16 protein-coding genes are annotated in these 18,590 nt (G+C 59.2%); 13 read left to right on the top strand and 3 right to left on the bottom strand.

All coding sequences use genetic code 11. The features are described 5' to 3' along the window. Positions 1–478 precede the first annotated feature (478 nt). The 3 genes from aat (at position 479) to infA (ending at position 2,241) form a co-directional block, all read left to right on the top strand. Positions 479–1,159 carry a leucyl/phenylalanyl-tRNA--protein transferase gene (gene aat, locus ATI14_RS19425; RefSeq protein WP_016969262.1) on the top strand — a complete coding sequence of 227 codons (681 nt, stop codon included), beginning with the start codon at positions 479–481 and terminating at the stop codon, positions 1,157–1,159. Positions 1,160–1,214: 55 nt separating this feature from the next. After that, on the top strand, positions 1,215–1,922 hold the full coding sequence (locus ATI14_RS19420; protein ID WP_016969261.1) for an arginyltransferase: 708 nt from the start codon (positions 1,215–1,217) through the stop codon (positions 1,920–1,922). 100 nt (positions 1,923–2,022) lie between these two features. Next, positions 2,023–2,241, top strand: a complete 219-nt coding sequence (gene infA, locus ATI14_RS19415; RefSeq protein WP_002553999.1) for a translation initiation factor IF-1 — start codon at positions 2,023–2,025, stop codon at positions 2,239–2,241. 247 nt (positions 2,242–2,488) lie between these two features. Here infA and clpA read toward each other — a convergent pair whose 3' ends face one another. Both clpA and clpS read right to left on the bottom strand, forming a co-directional pair. Next, entirely contained in the window at positions 2,489–4,759 is a 2,271-nt protein-coding gene (gene clpA, locus ATI14_RS19410) for an ATP-dependent Clp protease ATP-binding subunit ClpA (protein WP_016969260.1), read from the bottom strand. A gap of 29 nt (positions 4,760–4,788) precedes the next feature. Next, positions 4,789–5,157, bottom strand: a complete 369-nt coding sequence (clpS, locus tag ATI14_RS19405) for an ATP-dependent Clp protease adapter ClpS (protein WP_005789091.1) — start codon at positions 5,155–5,157, stop codon at positions 4,789–4,791. Between the two features lie 224 nt (positions 5,158–5,381). Between clpS and cspD the strand changes: the two genes are divergently transcribed. Beyond that, positions 5,382–5,642, top strand: a complete 261-nt coding sequence (cspD, locus tag ATI14_RS19400) for a cold shock domain-containing protein CspD (protein WP_130886687.1) — start codon at positions 5,382–5,384, stop codon at positions 5,640–5,642. 69 nt (positions 5,643–5,711) lie between these two features. On the opposite strand, the gene icd is transcribed toward cspD, so the two are convergent. Continuing rightward, the gene (gene icd, locus ATI14_RS19395; protein ID WP_026083185.1) at positions 5,712–6,968 is read right to left on the bottom strand and encodes an NADP-dependent isocitrate dehydrogenase; all 1,257 of its coding nucleotides are present in this window, start codon (positions 6,966–6,968) and stop codon (positions 5,712–5,714) included. A 493-nt stretch (positions 6,969–7,461) separates the two neighbouring features. Here icd and ATI14_RS19390 point away from each other — a divergent pair, with 493 nt between their 5' ends. The 9 genes from ATI14_RS19390 (at position 7,462) to aceA (ending at position 18,072) form a co-directional block, all read left to right on the top strand. Then, positions 7,462–9,687 carry an NADP-dependent isocitrate dehydrogenase gene (locus ATI14_RS19390; protein WP_016969257.1) on the top strand — a complete coding sequence of 742 codons (2,226 nt, stop codon included), beginning with the start codon at positions 7,462–7,464 and terminating at the stop codon, positions 9,685–9,687. Between the two features lie 205 nt (positions 9,688–9,892). Beyond that, a complete protein-coding gene (locus ATI14_RS19385) occupies positions 9,893–10,339 on the top strand; it encodes an NUDIX hydrolase (protein WP_016969256.1) in 447 nt (148 codons plus the stop codon). 59 nt (positions 10,340–10,398) lie between these two features. Further along, positions 10,399–11,523, top strand: coding sequence for a tRNA 2-thiouridine(34) synthase MnmA (gene mnmA / locus ATI14_RS19380; protein ID WP_016969255.1), 1,125 nt, complete (start codon positions 10,399–10,401; stop codon positions 11,521–11,523). Further along, positions 11,520–12,143: a high frequency lysogenization protein HflD gene (hflD, locus tag ATI14_RS19375; protein ID WP_016969254.1), complete on the top strand. Its 624-nt coding sequence runs from the start codon at positions 11,520–11,522 to the stop codon at positions 12,141–12,143. The genes mnmA and hflD overlap by 4 nt, the downstream gene beginning before the upstream one ends. Before the next feature lie 125 nt (positions 12,144–12,268). Next, positions 12,269–13,639 (top strand): adenylosuccinate lyase, encoded by a 1,371-nt coding sequence (gene purB / locus ATI14_RS19370; RefSeq protein WP_010209589.1) that lies wholly within the window; start codon positions 12,269–12,271, stop codon positions 13,637–13,639. Positions 13,640–13,723: 84 nt separating this feature from the next. Then, a complete protein-coding gene (locus tag ATI14_RS19365) occupies positions 13,724–14,890 on the top strand; it encodes a ribosomal protein uL16 3-hydroxylase (protein ID WP_016969253.1) in 1,167 nt (388 codons plus the stop codon). Next, positions 14,883–15,305 (top strand): GNAT family N-acetyltransferase, encoded by a 423-nt coding sequence (locus ATI14_RS19360; RefSeq protein ID WP_016969252.1) that lies wholly within the window; start codon positions 14,883–14,885, stop codon positions 15,303–15,305. Before ATI14_RS19365 ends, ATI14_RS19360 begins: the two co-directional genes overlap by 8 nt. A 217-nt stretch (positions 15,306–15,522) precedes the next feature. Continuing rightward, on the top strand, positions 15,523–16,260 hold the full coding sequence (locus tag ATI14_RS19355) for a secretin N-terminal domain-containing protein (protein WP_016969251.1): 738 nt from the start codon (positions 15,523–15,525) through the stop codon (positions 16,258–16,260). Positions 16,261–16,746: 486 nt separating this feature from the next. Next, the gene (aceA, locus tag ATI14_RS19350) at positions 16,747–18,072 is read left to right on the top strand and encodes an isocitrate lyase (RefSeq protein WP_016969250.1); all 1,326 of its coding nucleotides are present in this window, start codon (positions 16,747–16,749) and stop codon (positions 18,070–18,072) included. Positions 18,073–18,590: the final 518 nt, after the last annotated feature.

The following is an 18,590-nucleotide window of genomic DNA, read 5'->3' as shown; positions in this document are numbered from 1 at the left end:
CCTTTAGCGCGTCCATCTGTTGAATGACTGTAAATACCGCCCAGTCCGGGCAGCTGAAAAATGAACGAGCGTCGTTGAATCTACTTTTAACACCGGGCGATGGATCGGTGAAATGGCGATAACGCCACAATGCCCGCATTGTACGGGTTTGCGCCGACGATGCCACGTCCTTGCCCTTCACCCGGTAGCATAGACAATTGAAGTGTCACAGCCTGTTCAATTTGAGCATGCATTGTCTTTGCTGACAAAGGCTTATGGGGTGTTTTTATCAATCCAGGCAAGCTTGGCAAATGGCCTGCATCGCTCGGGTCCGATTACGACCACACCTCAGGCACAGAGTTGCAGAAACACCCGCTCACGCTATTGCAGGCAAAGGCCCGATTCGGGCTGGCCCCCTGGCGCCGTGTCGACAATAATCCCTGCAGTACGGCAGGCGACCTCCCTGCCACTCCCCTCCCCTACCGTAAGCCCGGATGCCATGCTGACCTGGTTGCAACGCGATTCCCTGACATTTCCGCCACTGGCCAAGGCCATGCGCGAACCCAATGGCCTGCTGGCTGCCGGTGGCGACCTGTCGGCCGAACGCCTGATCCAGGCCTACCGCCACGGCTGCTTTCCGTGGTTTTCCGAAGGCCAGCCGATTCTGTGGTGGTCGCCCGACCCGCGCACAGTGATTTTCCCCGACGAGCTGCATGTGTCACGCAGCCTCGGCAAATTATTGCGCCAGCAGCGTTACACCGTGACATTCGACCAGGACTTCGCTGCCGTCATCCAGGCCTGCGCGGCGCCTCGTGCCTACGCCGACGGTACGTGGATCACCGAGGGTATTCAAAGCGCCTATCAGGAGCTGCACCGGCGCGGCTATGCGCACTCGGTGGAGGTGTGGGACAACGGCGAGCTCGTCGGCGGCCTGTACGGCCTGGCCATGGGCCGACTGTTCTTTGGCGAATCCATGTTCAGCCGTGCCGACAATGCCTCAAAATTCGGCTTCGCCACCCTCACCCGCCACCTGCAGGCGTGGGGTTTCGTGCTGATCGACTGCCAGATGCCCAACGATCACTTGCACAGCCTCGGCGCCCGGGCCATCCCGCGCGAAGATTTCGCCAACTATTTGCACAACCACCTGGATCAACCCTGCTCTGGACCGTGGGTTTCCTAGGCGACTTGCTCGCACCTGGCTTACACTTATTTCAAAGCTTATCCGAGGGTTGATCATGACCGAGCTGGCGCGCTTGAAGTTTTATGCCACTCAAGCCCACTCTTGCAGCTATCTGCCCGACGAGCAGGCCACCACGCTGTTCCTCGACCCCAGCCAGCCCATGGACGTGCACGTGTACGCCGACCTGTCGGAGATGGGGTTCCGGCGCAGCGGCGATCATTTGTACCGCCCCCATTGCCAGAACTGCAACGCGTGCGTTCCGGCGCGCATCCCGGTGGCGCAGTTTCTGCCGGACCGTAACCAGAAGCGCATCCTCAAGCGCAATGCCGACCTGACGGTCACCGCCACCAAGCCGCACTTCAGCGAAGAGTATTTCGACCTTTACCAGCGCTACATCGAACAACGCCACGCCGACGGCGATATGTTTCCGCCCAGCCGTGACCAGTTTTCAACGTTTCTGGTGCGCGACCTGCCGTTTTCACGGTTCTATGAGTTCCGCCTCGACGGCCGCCTCGTGGCCGTCGCCGTAACCGACCTGCTGCCCAACGGCCTTTCGGCGGTGTACACCTTTTATGAACCTGCGGAAGAAAGGCGCAGCCTGGGCCGGTTCGCCATCCTGTGGCAAATCGGCGAAGCATTGCGCCTGGAACTGGAAGCGGTATACCTCGGGTACTGGATCAAAAACTGCAAAAAGATGAACTACAAGACCCAATATCGGCCCATTGAGCTGCTGATTAATCAAAGATGGGTCGTGCTTAACTAGAACCCCTTGGCTTGAACACCCTTTTTCGGGCACAATGCACGCCGCTTTTGCCTGGCGCAGTTGCACCGGGCCATTCACTGGATACCGAGGGCTTTACTGCATGTCGAAAGAAGACAGCTTCGAAATGGAAGGCACTGTCGTCGACACCCTGCCCAACACCATGTTTCGTGTGGAGTTGGAAAATGGGCACGTCGTAACCGCGCATATCTCCGGCAAGATGCGCAAGAACTACATTCGTATTCTTACCGGTGACAAAGTGCGCGTCGAGCTGACGCCCTATGACTTGAGCAAAGGGCGCATCACTTACCGCGCTCGCTAAGCAAGTCAATACAAAACGCCCGGTTATGCCGGGCGTTTTTGTGTGTGCGATTTACCTGATACCACATGACCCATGTGGGAGCTGGCTTGCCTGCGATAGTGGAGTGCCAGTTGCAAAATACTTTTCTGACAGACCGCCATCGCAGGCAAGCCAGCTCCCACAGGTGATCTTCATTTGATCCGACAGGCGAATTCCAACACAGCAAAAAGGCGCCTTTCGGCGCCTTTTGCTTTGTAGCGGTCAGTTATCAGGCCATTTCAGCCGTGGTTTCGAACTCGAAGGTCAGCTCGCCGTCCTTCAGGTCGATATGCACCACGCCACCATGGTCGGAAAGCTCGCCAAACAGGATCTCTTCGGCCAGTGGCCGCTTGATCTTGTCCTGGATCAGACGTGCCATTGGGCGAGCGCCCATGGCTGCGTCGTAACCACCCTCGGCCAGCCAGCTGCGCGCCGCGTCCGTAACTTCCAGCTGCACGCGCTTGTCTTCCAACTGCGCTTGAAGCTCGGTGAGGAACTTGTCCACCACGCTTTTGATGACCTCATGGCTGAGGCGACCAAACTGGATAATGGTGTCCAGACGGTTGCGGAACTCCGGCGTAAAGCTTTTCTTGATCACTTCCATGGCATCGGAAGAGTGATCCTGATGGCTGAAACCGATCGAGGCCCGCGCGGCCGTTTCGGCACCGGCGTTGGTAGTCATGATCACGATCACGTTGCGGAAGTCCGCCTTGCGCCCGTTGTTGTCGGTCAGGGTACCGTGGTCCATCACCTGCAGCAGCAGGTTGAAGACTTCCGGGTGAGCCTTCTCGATTTCATCGAGCAACAGCACGCAATGCGGCTGCTTGGTGATCGCTTCGGTCAACAGGCCACCCTGGTCGAACCCGACATAGCCCGGAGGCGCACCGATCAGGCGCGACACAGTGTGGCGCTCCATGTACTCGGACATGTCGAAACGGACCAGCTCGATGCCCATGGCCTTGGCCAACTGGCGCGCCGCCTCGGTCTTGCCCACGCCGGTCGGGCCGGCGAACAGGAACGAACCGACAGGTTTGTCTGGCGACTTGAGGCCCGCACGCGACAGTTTGATCGCCGTGGACAACGAGTCGATGGCCGCGTCCTGACCAAATACGGTCAGCTTGAGGTCACGCTCCAGGTTACGCAGCAGTTCCTTGTCGGAGCTGGTGACGTGTTTTGGCGGAATCCGCGCGATCTTCGCCACGATGTCCTCAACCTGAGGCACGTCGATACGCTTCACACGCTTCTCGACCGGTTGCAGACGCTGGAAGGCGCCCGCCTCGTCGATCACGTCGATGGCCTTGTCCGGCATGTGCCGGTCATTGATGTAGCGCGACGCCAGCTCAGCCGCCGAACGCAGGGCCTCATCGGTGTACTCGATGCCGTGGTGCGCCTCGAAGCGCCCCTTCAGCCCGCGCAGGATGCCGATGGTGTCTTCAACCGAAGGCTCGGACACATCGACTTTCTGGAAGCGACGCGCCAGGGCACGGTCTTTCTCGAAGATGCCGCGAAATTCCTGGAAGGTGGTGGAACCGATGCAGCGGATATCACCCGAAGACAGCAACGGCTTGAGCAGGTTGGACGCATCCATCACGCCGCCGGATGCCGCACCGGCACCGATGATGGTGTGAATTTCGTCGATGAACAGGATCGCCTGCGGGCGTTTTTTCAACTCGCCGAGCAGCGCCTTGAAGCGCTTCTCGAAATCGCCACGGTACTTGGTCCCGGCGAGCAGCGCGCCCAGGTCCAGAGAATAGACGACGCTGTTGGCCAGCAAGTCCGGTACCTGATTATCAACAATGCGCTTGGCCAGGCCCTCGGCAATCGCGGTTTTACCCACGCCCGCCTCGCCCACCAGCAACGGATTGTTTTTACGACGACGCGCGAGGATCTGCGCTACGCGCTCAACCTCAAGCTCACGCCCCACCAGCGGATCGATCCGCCCCTGGCGCGCCAGCTCGTTGAGGTTGCTGGCATAGGCATCCAGTGGGTTGCTTGAAGAAGAAGACTCACCGCCCTCGTCGTCCTGCATATCCTGCTCACCCTCGGAATGATCGCCGTGCCCGGGCACCTTGGAGATACCGTGGGCGATGTAGTTGACGACATCGATACGGGCAACGCTCTGCTGTTTAAGCAGGAACACTGCCTGGCTTTCCTGCTCGCTGAAAATCGCCACAAGCACGTTGGCGCCTGTAACTTCTCGCTTGCCGGAGCTCTGTACATGGAATACGGCACGCTGAAGTACGCGCTGGAAGCCCAGGGTTGGCTGGGTTTCACGGTCTTCATCGTGCACGGGAATAAGTGGCGTAGTGGAGTCGATAAACTCCTGCAGGTCATGCTTGAGTTTGTCGAGGTTGGCGCCGCACGCACGCAAAACGGTGGCGGCAGCTTCGTTATCCAAAAGTGCCAGCAGCAGGTGCTCGACGGTCATGAATTCATGACGCTTCGAACGAGCCTCCTTGAAGGCAAGATTGAGGGTGACTTCGAGCTCGCGGTTTAACATAGCTTCACCTCATACCCAAGTGGTCGGCGTTAACCGTCCTTCTCGATTTCACAGAGTAGCGGATGCTGGCTTTCCCTGGCGTACTGGTTGACCTGCATGGCCTTTGTCTCGGCGATGTCGCGGGTAAACACTCCACATACTGCCCGTCCTTCTGTGTGAACGGCCAGCATTACCTTGGTCGCCAACTCGCGGTTCAGGTTAAAAAACACCTCGAGCACTTCGACGACGAAATCCATCGGTGTGTAATCATCATTAAACAAAACCACCTTGTACATCGGCGGCGCCTGCAGAGCGGGCTTGGCCTCCTGAACAGCAATGCCTGCAGAACCGTCGTCGTCATGTTCCTGATCCGGGCGATCCTGATTGAATGTTAGTCGAATCTGGCTGTTTGCATGCATGGAAAGAAAGGTTCGTCAGTGGTTCAAATACAGTGGTGGGGGCGACCTGTCAGAAATTCAACTCTGAACGTCGGGCTGCCTTGACTATCGGTGAAACGGTGTTACAACCAATAGAACCCACAGTGGGTAAAAAAGGTCCGCGCAGTCAACCTTATTTATTCGGGTTAGGACGGATAAACTGGATGATACTCCAGTGATGGAGTCTGGTGCAGAGGGATATGGCTATGGCTAGCGGTAAAGTCAAGTGGTTCAACAATGTCAAGGGTTACGGCTTCATCAACGAAGACGGCAAGGAAGAAGACCTTTTTGCGCATTTCTCGGCGATCCAATTGGACGGGTACAAAACGCTGAAAGCCGGCCAAGCGGTTTCATTTGAGATTACTCAAGGACCGAAAGGCTTGCACGCTTCGAAGATCATAGTGCAAACCGCGACTGACACCCCAAAGGAAGGCCACACTCAACAATCAGTAAGACTACCGGCCTGACTGAGTAAACCCAATTAAAAAGCCAGCCACTCCGTTTCACAGGGGTGGCTGGCTTTTTAAGCGGCTGCGTTACATATGCGAAATCAACGCATCCCCAAAGCCAGACGACGACACCAGCTTCGCGCCGTCCATCAAGCGCTCGAAGTCATAGGTCACGGTCTTGGCCGAAATTGCGCCATTGGTGCCCTTGATAATCAGGTCGGCCGCCTCGGTCCAGCCCATGTGCCGCAGCATCATTTCCGCCGACAGAATCAGCGACCCCGGGTTGACCTGGTCCTTGCCCGCGTATTTAGGCGCCGTGCCGTGAGTGGCTTCGAACATCGCCACGGTGTCGGACAGGTTGGCGCCCGGCGCAATACCGATACCGCCCACCTCTGCCGCCAGGGCGTCAGACAAGTAGTCGCCGTTCAGGTTGAGAGTCGCGATCACGTCATACTCGGCCGGGCGCAACAGGATCTGCTGCAACATGGCGTCGGCAATCGCGTCCTTGACCACCACGTTCTTGCCGGTTTTCGGGTTCTTGAACTGCATCCACGGCCCGCCGTCGAGCAGGGTCGCGCCGAACTCTTCAGCCGCCACCTCGTAAGCCCACTCCTTGAAGGCCCCCTCGGTGAACTTCATGATGTTGCCTTTGTGCACGATGGTCAGCGAGTCACGGTCATTATCCACCACATATTGCAGGGCTTTGCGCGCCAGACGCTTGGTGCCCTCCTTCGAGACAGGCTTCACGCCAATCCCGCAATCCTGATCAAAGCGGATCTTGGTCACGCCCATCTCTTCTTTCAGGAACTTGATGACCTTGATCGCTTCGGGCGAGCCGGCCTTCCACTCGATCCCGGCGTAAATGTCTTCGGAGTTCTCACGGAAAATGGTCATGTCCACATCACCCGGTTTCTTGACCGGGCTGGGCACACCTTCAAACCAGCGCACCGGGCGCAGGCACACATAGAGGTCGAGCTGCTGACGCAGGGCCACGTTCAGCGAACGGATACCGCCACCCACCGGCGTGGTCAGCGGCCCTTTGATGGACACGACGTAATCCTTGACCGCATCCAGGGTTTCCTGGGGCAGCCAGGTGTCCTGGTCGTAGACTTGAGTTGCTTTTTCGCCAGCATAAACCTCCATCCAGGAGATTTTGCGCTTGCCGCCGTAGGCCTTTTCAACAGCGGCGTCGACCACCTTGATCATCACCGGGCTGATGTCGACGCCAATACCGTCACCTTCTATATAAGGGATGATCGGCTGGTCAGGAACATTGAGAGAATGGTCTGCGTTGACGGTGATCTTTTCGCCGACTGCCGGAACCTGAATCTTCTTGTATCCCATGTTGAACTCCATCTATGGATTGAACATCTGGCTGCGTTCGAGCCTACTCCAGATAAATGGCGACTGAAACCTCGCGCCATGCTCATTTGCATCGAAAACAGCACATTAAGTCGCCTACAAGCTTCAGATAGAAGGCAAAATCGCCAATCTTGAGCACATCGCGCTCACTGCAGCAGCGTCTGGCACCTGCGACCTTTAGACCAATGGACGACACACCTTTTGTATGAAGGCTCGGCGTAAGCATAGCGACCTATGTATAATGCCGCCGCTGACCCAAGAGTCACGACGGCGGACCGCTCTAGAACCGGGCCTTCCACCAGAAAGCAGGACTATTACAATAGTCCACCCGCTTGACGCTCGACTGATGCAACCCAACATCACCGCGAAGAAACCTCGACATTTCGCTCATGGATGACTTTGAACGAACGCGCTCCACCCGGCGCATCTCGAGTTTCTGCGCACGCTTTCAGCAAAGAAGAGAGTTAATCCGAATATGCCCACCCGCTCGAAGATCATCTACACCTTCACCGACGAAGCCCCAGCCCTCGCCACCTATTCACTGCTGCCTATCGTAGAGGCCTTCACCGCTTCAGCTGATATTGCTGTGGAAACCCGCGACATCTCCCTTGCCGGGCGCATTCTCTCCAGCTTCCCCGAGCAACTGGGCGCCAAAGCCGTACCGGACCACCTCGCCGAACTGGGCGACCTGGCCGTAACGCCTGAAGCCAACATCATCAAACTGCCTAACATCAGCGCCTCGACCCCTCAGCTGCAAGCTGCGATCAAGGAACTACAGGCCCTCGGCTACGCCCTGCCGGACTACCCGGAAACCGTAACCACCGACGCGGAAAAAGAAACCCGCGCACGTTACGACAAGGTCAAGGGCAGCGCCGTGAACCCGGTACTGCGCGAAGGCAACTCCGACCGCCGCGCACCGCTGTCGGTCAAGAACTACGCACGCAAGCACCCGCACAAGATGGGCGCCTGGGCTGCAGACTCCAAGTCGCACATCGCTCACATGAGCAGTGGCGACTTCTACGGCAGCGAAAAAGCCGTACAGATCGAAGCCGCTGACACTGTCAAAATCGAGCTGATCGCCAAAGACGGCACTGCGTCCGTTCTGAAGGAAAAAACCTCGGTACAGGCCGGCGAAATCATCGACACCGCCGTGCTGAGCAAAAAAGCCCTGCGCGCGTTCATCGCCGCCGAAATCGAAGACGCCAAGAAACAAGGCGTACTGCTGTCGGTTCACCTGAAAGCCACCATGATGAAGGTCTCCGACCCGATCATGTTCGGCCAGATCGTTGCCGAGTTCTATAAAGACGCCCTGACCAAACACGCTGACGTGCTGGCCCAGATCGGCTTCAACCTGAACAACGGCATCGGCGACCTGTACGCTCGCATCAAGGCTTTGCCTGCCGAGCAGCAAGCGCAGATCGAAGCGGACATTCAGGCGGTCTACGCCGCTCGCCCATCGCTCGCGATGGTCAACTCCGACAAAGGCATCACCAACCTGCACGTGCCGAGCGACGTGATCGTCGACGCCTCGATGCCGGCCATGATCCGTGACTCCGGCAAAATGTGGGGCACCGATGGCCAACTGCACGACACCAAAGCCGTGATCCCGGATCGCTGCTACGCCACCATCTACCAGGCGGTCATCGAAGACTGCAAGGCCAATGGCGCTTTCGACCCGACCACCATGGGCAGCGTGCCAAACGTTGGCCTGATGGCGAAAAAAGCCGAAGAGTACGGTTCCCACGACAAGACCTTCCAGATCAAGGCTGACGGCGTGGTTCGCGTCACCGACAGCAAGGGCACCCTGCTGATGGAACAGGCGGTTGAAGCCGGCGACATCTTCCGCATGTGCCAGACCAAAGACGCGCCGATCCAGGACTGGGTCAAACTCGCCGTCAACCGCGCCCGCGCCAGCAACACCCCGGCCGTTTTCTGGCTGGACCCGAAACGCGCGCACGACGGCGTCGTGGTCGAGAAAGTTCAGGCTTACCTGAAAGACCACAACACCGAAGGCCTGGACATCCGCATCATGTCGCCGGTCGACGCGATGAAATTCACCCTGGAGCGCACCCGCAAGGGCCTGGACACCATCTCGGTGACCGGCAACGTGCTGCGTGACTACCTGACCGACCTGTTCCCGATCATGGAACTGGGCACCAGCGCCAAGATGTTGTCCATCGTGCCGCTGATGAACGGTGGTGGCCTGTTCGAAACCGGCGCCGGCGGTTCGGCTCCGAAACACGTGCAGCAACTGGTGGAAGAGAACTTCCTGCGCTGGGATTCCCTGGGCGAGTTCCTGGCCCTGGCCGCCTCGCTCGAGCATTTGGGTGTGACGTACAACAACCCGAAAGCCTTGGTACTCTCCAAAACCCTGGACCAGGCCACCGGCCAGTTCCTGGACAACAACAAGTCGCCATCGCGCAAAGTCGGCAACATCGACAACCGCGGCAGCCACTTCTACCTGGCGCTGTACTGGGCACAAGCCCTGGCTGCCCAGACCGAAGACACTGCACTGCAAGCGCAGTTTGGCGAACTGGCCAAAACCCTGACCGAGAACGAAGCAACCATCGTTGCCGAGCTCAACGCCGTACAGGGCAAGCCAGTGGACATCGGCGGTTACTACTCGCCGAACCCTGAGCTGACCAGCAAAGCCATGCGCCCAAGCAACACCCTCAACGCGGCCATTGCCAAGTTGAAGTAAGGTTGTAAGGATGCAAAGAAGCCCCGGCCCCGTGCCGGGGTTTCTGTTTACACCCCGTATTCACTGAACAAACCCAATCAACTGTGGGAGCTGGCTTGCCTGCGATAGCGGTGTATCAGCCAAACACTGGCTGACTGACACTCCGCTATCGCAGGCAAGCCAGCTCCCACACTGACTGCGCCACGCTCTAAATCGAGGCCCCCTTATGACCTGGCAACCCCACATCACCGTCGCCACCATCGTCGAAGACAACGGCCGCTTCCTGATGGTCGAAGAACTCAAGGGCGGCCGCGCCGTGCTCAACCAGCCTGCCGGCCACCTCGACCCACATGAAACCCTCACCGAAGCCGCCGTGCGCGAAACGCTCGAAGAAACCGGCTGGGACGTGGAAGCCACCGGCATCGTCGGCATCTACCTGTACACAGCCCCAAGCAATGGCGTGACCTACCAGCGGGTTTGTTTCATCGCCAAGGCACTGAAACACCACCCGGACTATCAGCTCGACGAAGGCATCCTGCGCGCCCGCTGGCTGACCCGTGACGATCTGCTGGCCGTGCGCGACGACTGGCGCAGCGAGCTGATCATCCGCTGTATCGACGATTATCTGGCCGGCCACTGCCACAGTCTCGAACTGATCCGCCCTTCTCTTTAGCCTTGAAGGCCCGAGCCTGATAGAATCGCGTCCTTTTTCAAGACACCCGTTGAAATCCTATGCGTGATCCAGCCCCTTCTGACACACAAAAGAAGCGCGTCATCGTCGGCATGTCCGGCGGCGTGGACTCTTCCGTTTCCGCCGTTCTGCTCATGGAGCAGGGCTATGAGGTGGAAGGCCTGTTCATGAAGAACTGGGAAGAAGACGATGGAACGGAATACTGCACCGCCATGGACGACCTCGCGGACGCCCAGGCCGTGTGCGACAAGATCGGTATCAAGCTGCACACCGCCAACTTCGCCGCCGAGTACTGGGACAACGTGTTCGAGCACTTTTTGGCCGAATACAAGGCGGGCCGCACGCCGAACCCGGACATCCTGTGCAACCGTGAAATCAAGTTCAAGGCGTTCCTCGACTACGCCATGATGCTCGGCGCCGACCTGATCGCCACTGGCCACTACGTGCGCCGCCGCGATATCGATGGTCGCACCGAACTGCTCAAAGGCCTGGACCCGAACAAGGATCAGAGCTATTTCCTGCATGCCGTGGGCGGCGAACAGATCGCCAAGACCCTGTTCCCGGTCGGCGAGCTGGAAAAACCTGAAGTGCGCAAGATCGCCGAGAAACACGGCCTGGCCACCGCCAAGAAGAAGGACTCCACCGGCATCTGCTTCATCGGCGAGCGCCGCTTCAGCGACTTCCTCAAGCAATATCTGCCGGCACAACCGGGTGAAATCAAAACCACCGACGGCGACGTCATCGGTCGCCACCATGGCCTGATGTACCACACCATCGGCCAGCGCCAGGGCCTGGGCATCGGCGGCTTGAAAGACGCCGGTGAAGAGCCGTGGTACGTGCTGATCAAGGACCTGGAGCACAATGAGCTGATCGTTGGCCAGGGCAATGAGCACCCACTGCTGTTCTCGGGCGCCCTGCTCGCTTCGGAAATCTACTGGGTCAACCCGATCGACCTGAGCACCCCGCGCCGCCTGACCGCCAAAGTACGCTATCGCCAGAGCGACCAGCCTTGCACCCTGGAAAAAACCGCCACCGGCTACCGCGCCACCTTTGATGACCCGCAACGCGCGGTCACGCCTGGCCAGTCCGTGGTGTTCTACGACGGCGAAATCTGCCTGGGCGGCGGCGTGATTGAAGTCGCCGAAGCCTGGAGCACATCGGCATGAGCCCGACCCAGGAGCAATTGACGGCATTGGGCGGGGTGTTTCTCGCCGCCGTGCTGGTGGACAAGATTGCCAAAACCGGCCAGGTCACCGAAGCCGGCCTGACCTGCATGCTCGGCAGCCTGCTGATCCGCGACCCCAAGGACACCCTGGAAGTCTACGGCGGTGATGACCTGGCGCTGCGCGAAGGCTACCGCGCGCTGATCGGCGCCCTGGAGCGCGACCCGAGCACCCTGCAGCGCGAGCCGTTGCGCTACGCCCTGTCGATGCTCGGCCTGGAGCGCCAACTGGCCAAGCGCGAAGACATGCTGGAAACCATCGGTAAACGCCTGCCACAGATTCAGTCCCAGGTGGAACACTTCGGCCCCGCCCACGAAAACGTGATCGCAGCCTGTGGTGCGCTGTACCAGGACACCCTGAGCACCTTGCGCCAACGCATTCAGGTGCACGGCGACATGCGCAACCTGCAGCAACCGAACAACGCCTCGAAAATCCGCGCCCTGCTCCTGGCCGGCATTCGTTCGGCGCGGTTGTGGCGCCAGTTGGGTGGCCATCGCTGGCAGCTGGTGATCAGCCGGCGCAAATTGCTCAAAGAGCTTTACCCGTTGATGCGCAACGAATAAGTCGCACCAGCAGGCCATTTTCAAGCCGTTACGCGTAATACGCCGGTCAGTTGGCGACGGACCGGCGGATTTTTTCATGTATGATACGCGCCCCATTTCGTTGCCCGACTGTCCGAGAACACCCCATGCAGCTCTCTTCGCTCACTGCGGTTTCCCCTGTTGACGGCCGCTACGCCGGCAAAACCCAGGCCCTGCGCCCTATTTTCAGCGAATACGGCTTGATCCGTGCTCGTGTTCTGGTTGAAGTACGCTGGCTCCAGCGTCTGGCCGCTCACCCCGCCATCAGCGAAGTGCCAGCGTTCTCCGCCGAAGCCAATGCTGTGCTCAACACCCTGGCGGAAAACTTCTCCCTGGAGCACGCCGAGCGTGTGAAAGAGATTGAGCGCACCACCAACCACGACGTAAAAGCCATCGAATACCTGCTCAAAGAGCAAGCAGCCAAGCTGCCGGAACTGGCCCAGGTCAGCGAGTTCATCCACTTCGCCTGCACCAGCGAGGACATCAACAACCTGTCCCACGCCCTGATGCTGCGCGAAGGCCGTGATGACGTGATGCTGCCGCTGATGCGCCAGACCGCCAACGCCATCCGCGAACTGGCCATCCGTTTCGCCGACGTGCCGATGCTGTCGCGCACCCACGGCCAGCCGGCCTCGCCGACCACCCTGGGCAAAGAACTGGCCAACGTGGTGTACCGCCTGGAGCGTCAGATCGCTCAAGTCGCCGCCGTACCACTGCTGGGCAAGATCAACGGCGCCGTGGGCAACTACAACGCCCACCTGTCGGCCTACCCCGAGATCGACTGGGAAGCCAACGCCCGCGCATTCATCGAAGACGAGCTGGGCCTGGGCTTCAACCCGTACACCACGCAGATCGAACCCCACGACTACATCGCGGAGCTGTTCGACGCCATTGCGCGCTTCAACACCATCCTGATCGACTTCGATCGTGATATCTGGGGCTACATCTCCCTGGGCTACTTCAAGCAGCGCACCATCGCCGGTGAAATCGGTTCGTCGACCATGCCGCACAAGGTCAACCCGATCGACTTCGAAAACTCCGAAGGCAACCTCGGCATCGCCAACGCGCTGTTCCAGCACTTGGCCAGCAAGTTGCCGATCTCCCGCTGGCAGCGCGACCTGACCGACTCCACCGTACTGCGCAACCTGGGCGTGGGCTTCGCGCACAGCGTGATCGCGTACGAAGCCAGCCTCAAAGGCATCAGCAAGCTGGAGCTCAACGAGCAGAAAATTGCCGCTGACCTGGACGCGTGCTGGGAAGTCCTGGCTGAGCCGATCCAGACCGTGATGCGTCGCTACAACATCGAAAACCCGTACGAGAAACTGAAAGAGTTGACGCGCGGCAAGGGCATCAGCCCTGAAGCGCTGCAAACTTTCATCGACGGCCTGGATATGCCGGCTGCAGCCAAGGCCGAGCTGAAATTGCTCACCCCGGCCAACTACATCGGTAACGCTGTAGAGCAAGCCAAGCGCATCTGATCTTCGCAAGACCCTTTGAGACGCCCGGCCGCGCCGGGCGTTTTTATTCCAGTCTGAAAAGTGCTTTCTTTCAATAGGTTACACATGAATCCTGATATTCCTCTTCAACTTCTGGGCGGCATCACGGCGCGGGAATTCCTGCGCGACTACTGGCAGAAAAAACCGCTGCTGATCCGCCAGGCCATTCCTGACTTCGAAAGCCCGATCGACGCCGACGAACTGGCCGGCCTGGCCCTGGAAGAAGAAGTCGAATCGCGCCTGGTGATCGAGCACGGCGAGCGCCCGTGGGAACTGCGTCGCGGCCCGTTCGCTGAAGACGCGTTCAGCACCCTGCCCGAGCGCGAGTGGACCCTGCTGGTGCAGGCGGTCGATCAGTTCGTGCCTGAAGTCGCCGAACTGCTCGAACAGTTCCGCTTCCTGCCAAGCTGGCGCATCGATGACGTGATGATCAGCTTCGCCGCACCCGGCGGCAGCGTGGGCCCGCACTTCGACAACTACGACGTGTTCCTGCTGCAAGCCCAGGGCAAGCGCAACTGGAAGATCGGCCAGATGTGCAACTCCGAAAGCCCGCTACTGCAGCACGCTGACCTGCGCATCCTCGCCGAATTCGAAGAAAGCGCCGAGTGGGTGCTGGAACCGGGCGACATGCTCTACCTGCCGCCGCGCCTGGCGCACTTTGGCATTGCCGAAGACGACTGCATGACCTACTCGGTCGGTTTCCGTGCACCGAGCGCCGCCGAAGTGCTGACCCACTTCACCGACTTCCTCAGCCAGTACCTGACGGATGAGGAACGCTACACTGATGCAGATGCACAGCCTGTGAGCGACCCGCACCAGATTCAGGGCGACGCACTCGACCGCCTCAAGGGCCTGTTGGCCGAGCACATGAGCGATGAGCGCATGCTGCTGACCTGGTTCGGCCAGTTCATGACCGAGCCGCGCTACCCGGAACTGGTGGCAGGTGAAGAAGTGGGCGAAGAAGATTTCATCAGCGCCCTGCAAGACGGCGCAATTCTGGTGCGCAACCCGAGCGCACGCCTGGCCTGGTCGGAGGTGGACGATGACGTGCTGCTGTTCGCCAGCGGCCAGAGCCGTTACTTGCCGGGCAAGTTGCGCGAACTGCTGAAAATGATTTGCGCCGCCGACGCCCTGCACGCCGAAAACCTCGGCCCATGGCTCGCGGACGAAGACGGTCGTGATCTGCTGTGCGAACTGGTCAAGCAAGGAAGCCTGGGATTTGCCGATGAATAAGATTCACGTAAGTGTCGCGGACTGGCGAAAGGATATCGACGAGATTCGGCGCATTCGTGAAGCGGTATTTGTTGCCGAACAATCGGTTCCACCTGAATTGGAGTGGGACGCGGACGACGCAGGTGCGGTGCATTTCCTCGCATTTGAAGGCGACTTTCCGATTGGCACCGCCCGCCTGCTGCCCAGCGGCGAGATCGGGCGTGTGTCGGTGCTCAAGGACTGGCGCGGACTGAAAGTCGGCGACAAGCTGATGGAAGCGGTGATTGGCGTAGCCGAGAAGCGCGGCCAGACCCGGCAGTTCCTGAGTGCACAGGTCTATGCGGCGCCGTTTTATGAGCGGCTGGGCTTCAAGATCGTCAGCGAGGAATTTCTTGAAGTCGGGATTCCGCATGTAGATATGGTGCGCGGCGACTGATCCGCGACCGCGTCGCTTGCATCGCAGGCAAGCCAGCTCCCACATTTAGCCGAGTGATTTCCTTGGAACGCGGTCAACTGTGGGAGCGGGCTTGCCCGCGATAGCAATACCAAATGCCCTGCCATGTCAGGGCATTTTGCCGTCTACGATTCAACTTGCGACCTGCCAGGCCGACAAACTGGCACTATCAAGCCTTTGACTCGCAGAGATAACGGACATGTCCCTACGCACCCTGCTCACCGCCCTTCTCCTCACCGTCAGCGCCTCAGCCATTGCCGACACCGAAGTCGTCAACCTGAGCAACCGCACCAGCGCCGACCTGCTCCCGGTGGCGCAGAACTTCATCGGCAAGGACGGCGCCGTCAGCGCCTACGGCAACCAACTGATCGTCAACGCCGACCCAGGCAAGATCCAGGACCTGCGCGCCCTGCTCGCCCAACTGGACACGCCCGCCAAGCGCCTGCTGATCACCGTTGACACCAATGAGAATAACCAGCAGAACACCGGCGACAGCCAAACCCGCATCATCAGCTACGGCACCGCCAGCCGCGACGGCGGGATCCAGCAGATTCAGGCCAGCGAAGGCGTGCCCGCGCTGATTCAGGTCGGCCAGAGCGTACCGCTGACCACCACCCAGCAAGACAGCTATGGGCGTCTGCAAAACCAGACCCAGTATCGCAACGTCACCCAGGGTTTCTATGTGACGGCAAGCGTCACCGGCGAGACCGTTCACCTCGCCATCAGTACCAACCGTGACCGCATGAGCCAGGAACGTCCCGATGTAGTGAATGTTCAGAGTACCGACACAACCGTCAGCGGTCGCCTGGGTGAGTGGATTCCCCTGGCCGGCATCAATCGCGAGACACAGGCCGACAAATCCTCTGCAACCCGCAGCTACTCTACTCAGGGCCGTGATGACCTGACTTTGCGGGTCAAAGTCGACACTCTGAACTGAAGCACCAAAAACTGACTGTCGAGTCGTATTAGACCAAAGATGTAGTGCCATGAAAAAAGCACTACAAAACATTTGACGAGCCAAAAATCCATGGGCATGATGGCCTCGCTCCCGCTAATCAGGGGCCCTGGCAAGGGCCTTCGGATCGCCGCTCCAAGCTACCCACCCGAGCCGATTCGTGTCTGTACCGCCCACAAGGCGTGTTTGACTTTGGTTGCGACTGGAACGAAGTTGTCCCGAGGGACGGAAGCCAACCAGGTAAACCGGCTACACGCTGATGGAACGTACAAAGGCCCACGATGCCCGAAGACTGTCCGCAGTTCGCCCTTACCTGCTCAACTCCCCCTTGAGCACCACGTTCATCCCGTCGCCTTCCCCGCCAGACCCGACATGACCGCCTAAGCTTCTGGTCAGCGAGCAGCCCTGCCCACGCATTGAATGCACGGCTGGAAAACGGATCTTCTAAACGCGACGAGGTTTATCTCCATGGCACTGACACGCGAACAGCAAATTGCAGCCCTTGAAAAAGACTGGGCTGAAAACCCACGCTGGAAAGGCGTGACCCGCGCTTATTCCGCTGCTGACGTCGTCCGCCTGCGTGGCTCGGTTCAACCTGAGCACACCTTTGCAAAACTCGGCGCCGAGAAGCTGTGGAACCTGGTGACCCAAGGTGCCAAGCCTTCCTTCCGTCCCGACAAAGATTTCGTCAACTGCATGGGCGCCCTGACCGGCGGCCAGGCAGTGCAACAGGTGAAAGCCGGTATCCAGGCGATCTACCTGTCCGGCTGGCAAGTGGCAGCGGACAACAACTCCGCCGAGTCCATGTACCCCGACCAATCGCTGTACCCGGTGGACTCGGTGCCGACTGTGGTCAAGCGCATCAACAACTCGTTCCGTCGTGCCGACCAGATCCAGTGGAAAGCCGGCAAGAACCCGGGCGATGAAGGCTACATCGACTACTTCGCACCGATCGTGGCTGACGCCGAAGCGGGTTTCGGCGGCGTGCTGAACGCCTATGAACTGATGAAGAGCATGATCGAGGCTGGCGCTGCCGGCGTGCACTTCGAAGACCAACTGGCTTCCGTGAAAAAATGCGGCCACATGGGCGGCAAGGTATTGGTGCCGACCCAGGAAGCCGTACAGAAGCTGACCGCTGCCCGTCTGGCCGCCGACGTTGCCGGCACCCCGACCATCATCCTGGCCCGTACCGACGCCAACGCAGCAGACCTGCTGACTTCGGACTGCGACCCGTATGACAAGCCGTTCGTGACCGGCGAGCGCACCCAGGAAGGTTTCTACAAAGTCCGTGCCGGCCTGGACCAGGCGATCGCCCGCGGCCTGGCCTACGCGCCGTACGCCGACCTGATCTGGTGCGAAACCGCCAAGCCGGACCTGGACGAAGCCCGCCGCTTTGCCGAAGCGATCAAGAAGGAATACCCGGACCAACTGCTGTCCTACAACTGCTCGCCTTCCTTCAACTGGAAGAAGAACCTGGACGACGCGACCATCGCCAAGTTCCAGCGCGAACTGTCCGCCATGGGCTACAAGCACCAGTTCATCACCCTGGCCGGCATTCACAACATGTGGCACAGCATGTTCAACCTGGCGCACGACTACGCCCGCAACGACATGACTGCCTACGTGAAGCTGCAGGAGCAGGAATTCGCTGACGCCGCCAAGGGTTACACCTTTGTAGCGCACCAGCAGGAAGTGGGCACCGGCTACTTCGACGACATGACCACCGTGATTCAGGGCGGCACTTCGTCGGTGACCGCGCTGACCGGTTCGACCGAAGAAGAGCAGTTCCACTAAGCAGCAGCGAGTACACGGCCACTGCGGCCCCACGGAAGACCTAACCGCAGTGCCGCACAAAGATCACGCCCCGACCTGTTCGGGGCGTTTTTTTTGTTTCGGGCACACCAAAAATCAAATGTGGGAGCTGGCTTGCCTGCGATAGCGCCGGGTCAGACACCCCATTCATCTCTGATGCACCGCCATCGCGGGCAAGCCCGCTCCCACAGGGGGAATGAATTCAGTCAGGCGTTTTTTTGCGCAAAACATTGATCCAGAGCGGTATCCGCGCGAATCAAATCAGCTAAAAGATCCGTTCCAGCAACTAGCGACATTCAAGCAAGTAACAACAACTTCCCCCGCCACACGAGAAACATTCGCTTAAACCCCACGCAAACAATATTCATTATCATTTAGCGCATGAAAACTTCTTTACCGCTTAAACAAAACATAATTGGTGAAAAGCTCTCTAATCCCCGCCCGGCAAGGGCTGCAGCCCCACAAAGGTGCACTATGTCCTTATTCCATCGAATAATTTC

This window comes from Pseudomonas tolaasii NCPPB 2192, assembly GCF_002813445.1.
Classification (GTDB): Bacteria; Pseudomonadota; Gammaproteobacteria; order Pseudomonadales; family Pseudomonadaceae; genus Aquipseudomonas; species Aquipseudomonas tolaasii.
Note: the sequence above shows the minus strand (reverse complement) of the source record. Positions and strands in the feature narration are given on the sequence as shown.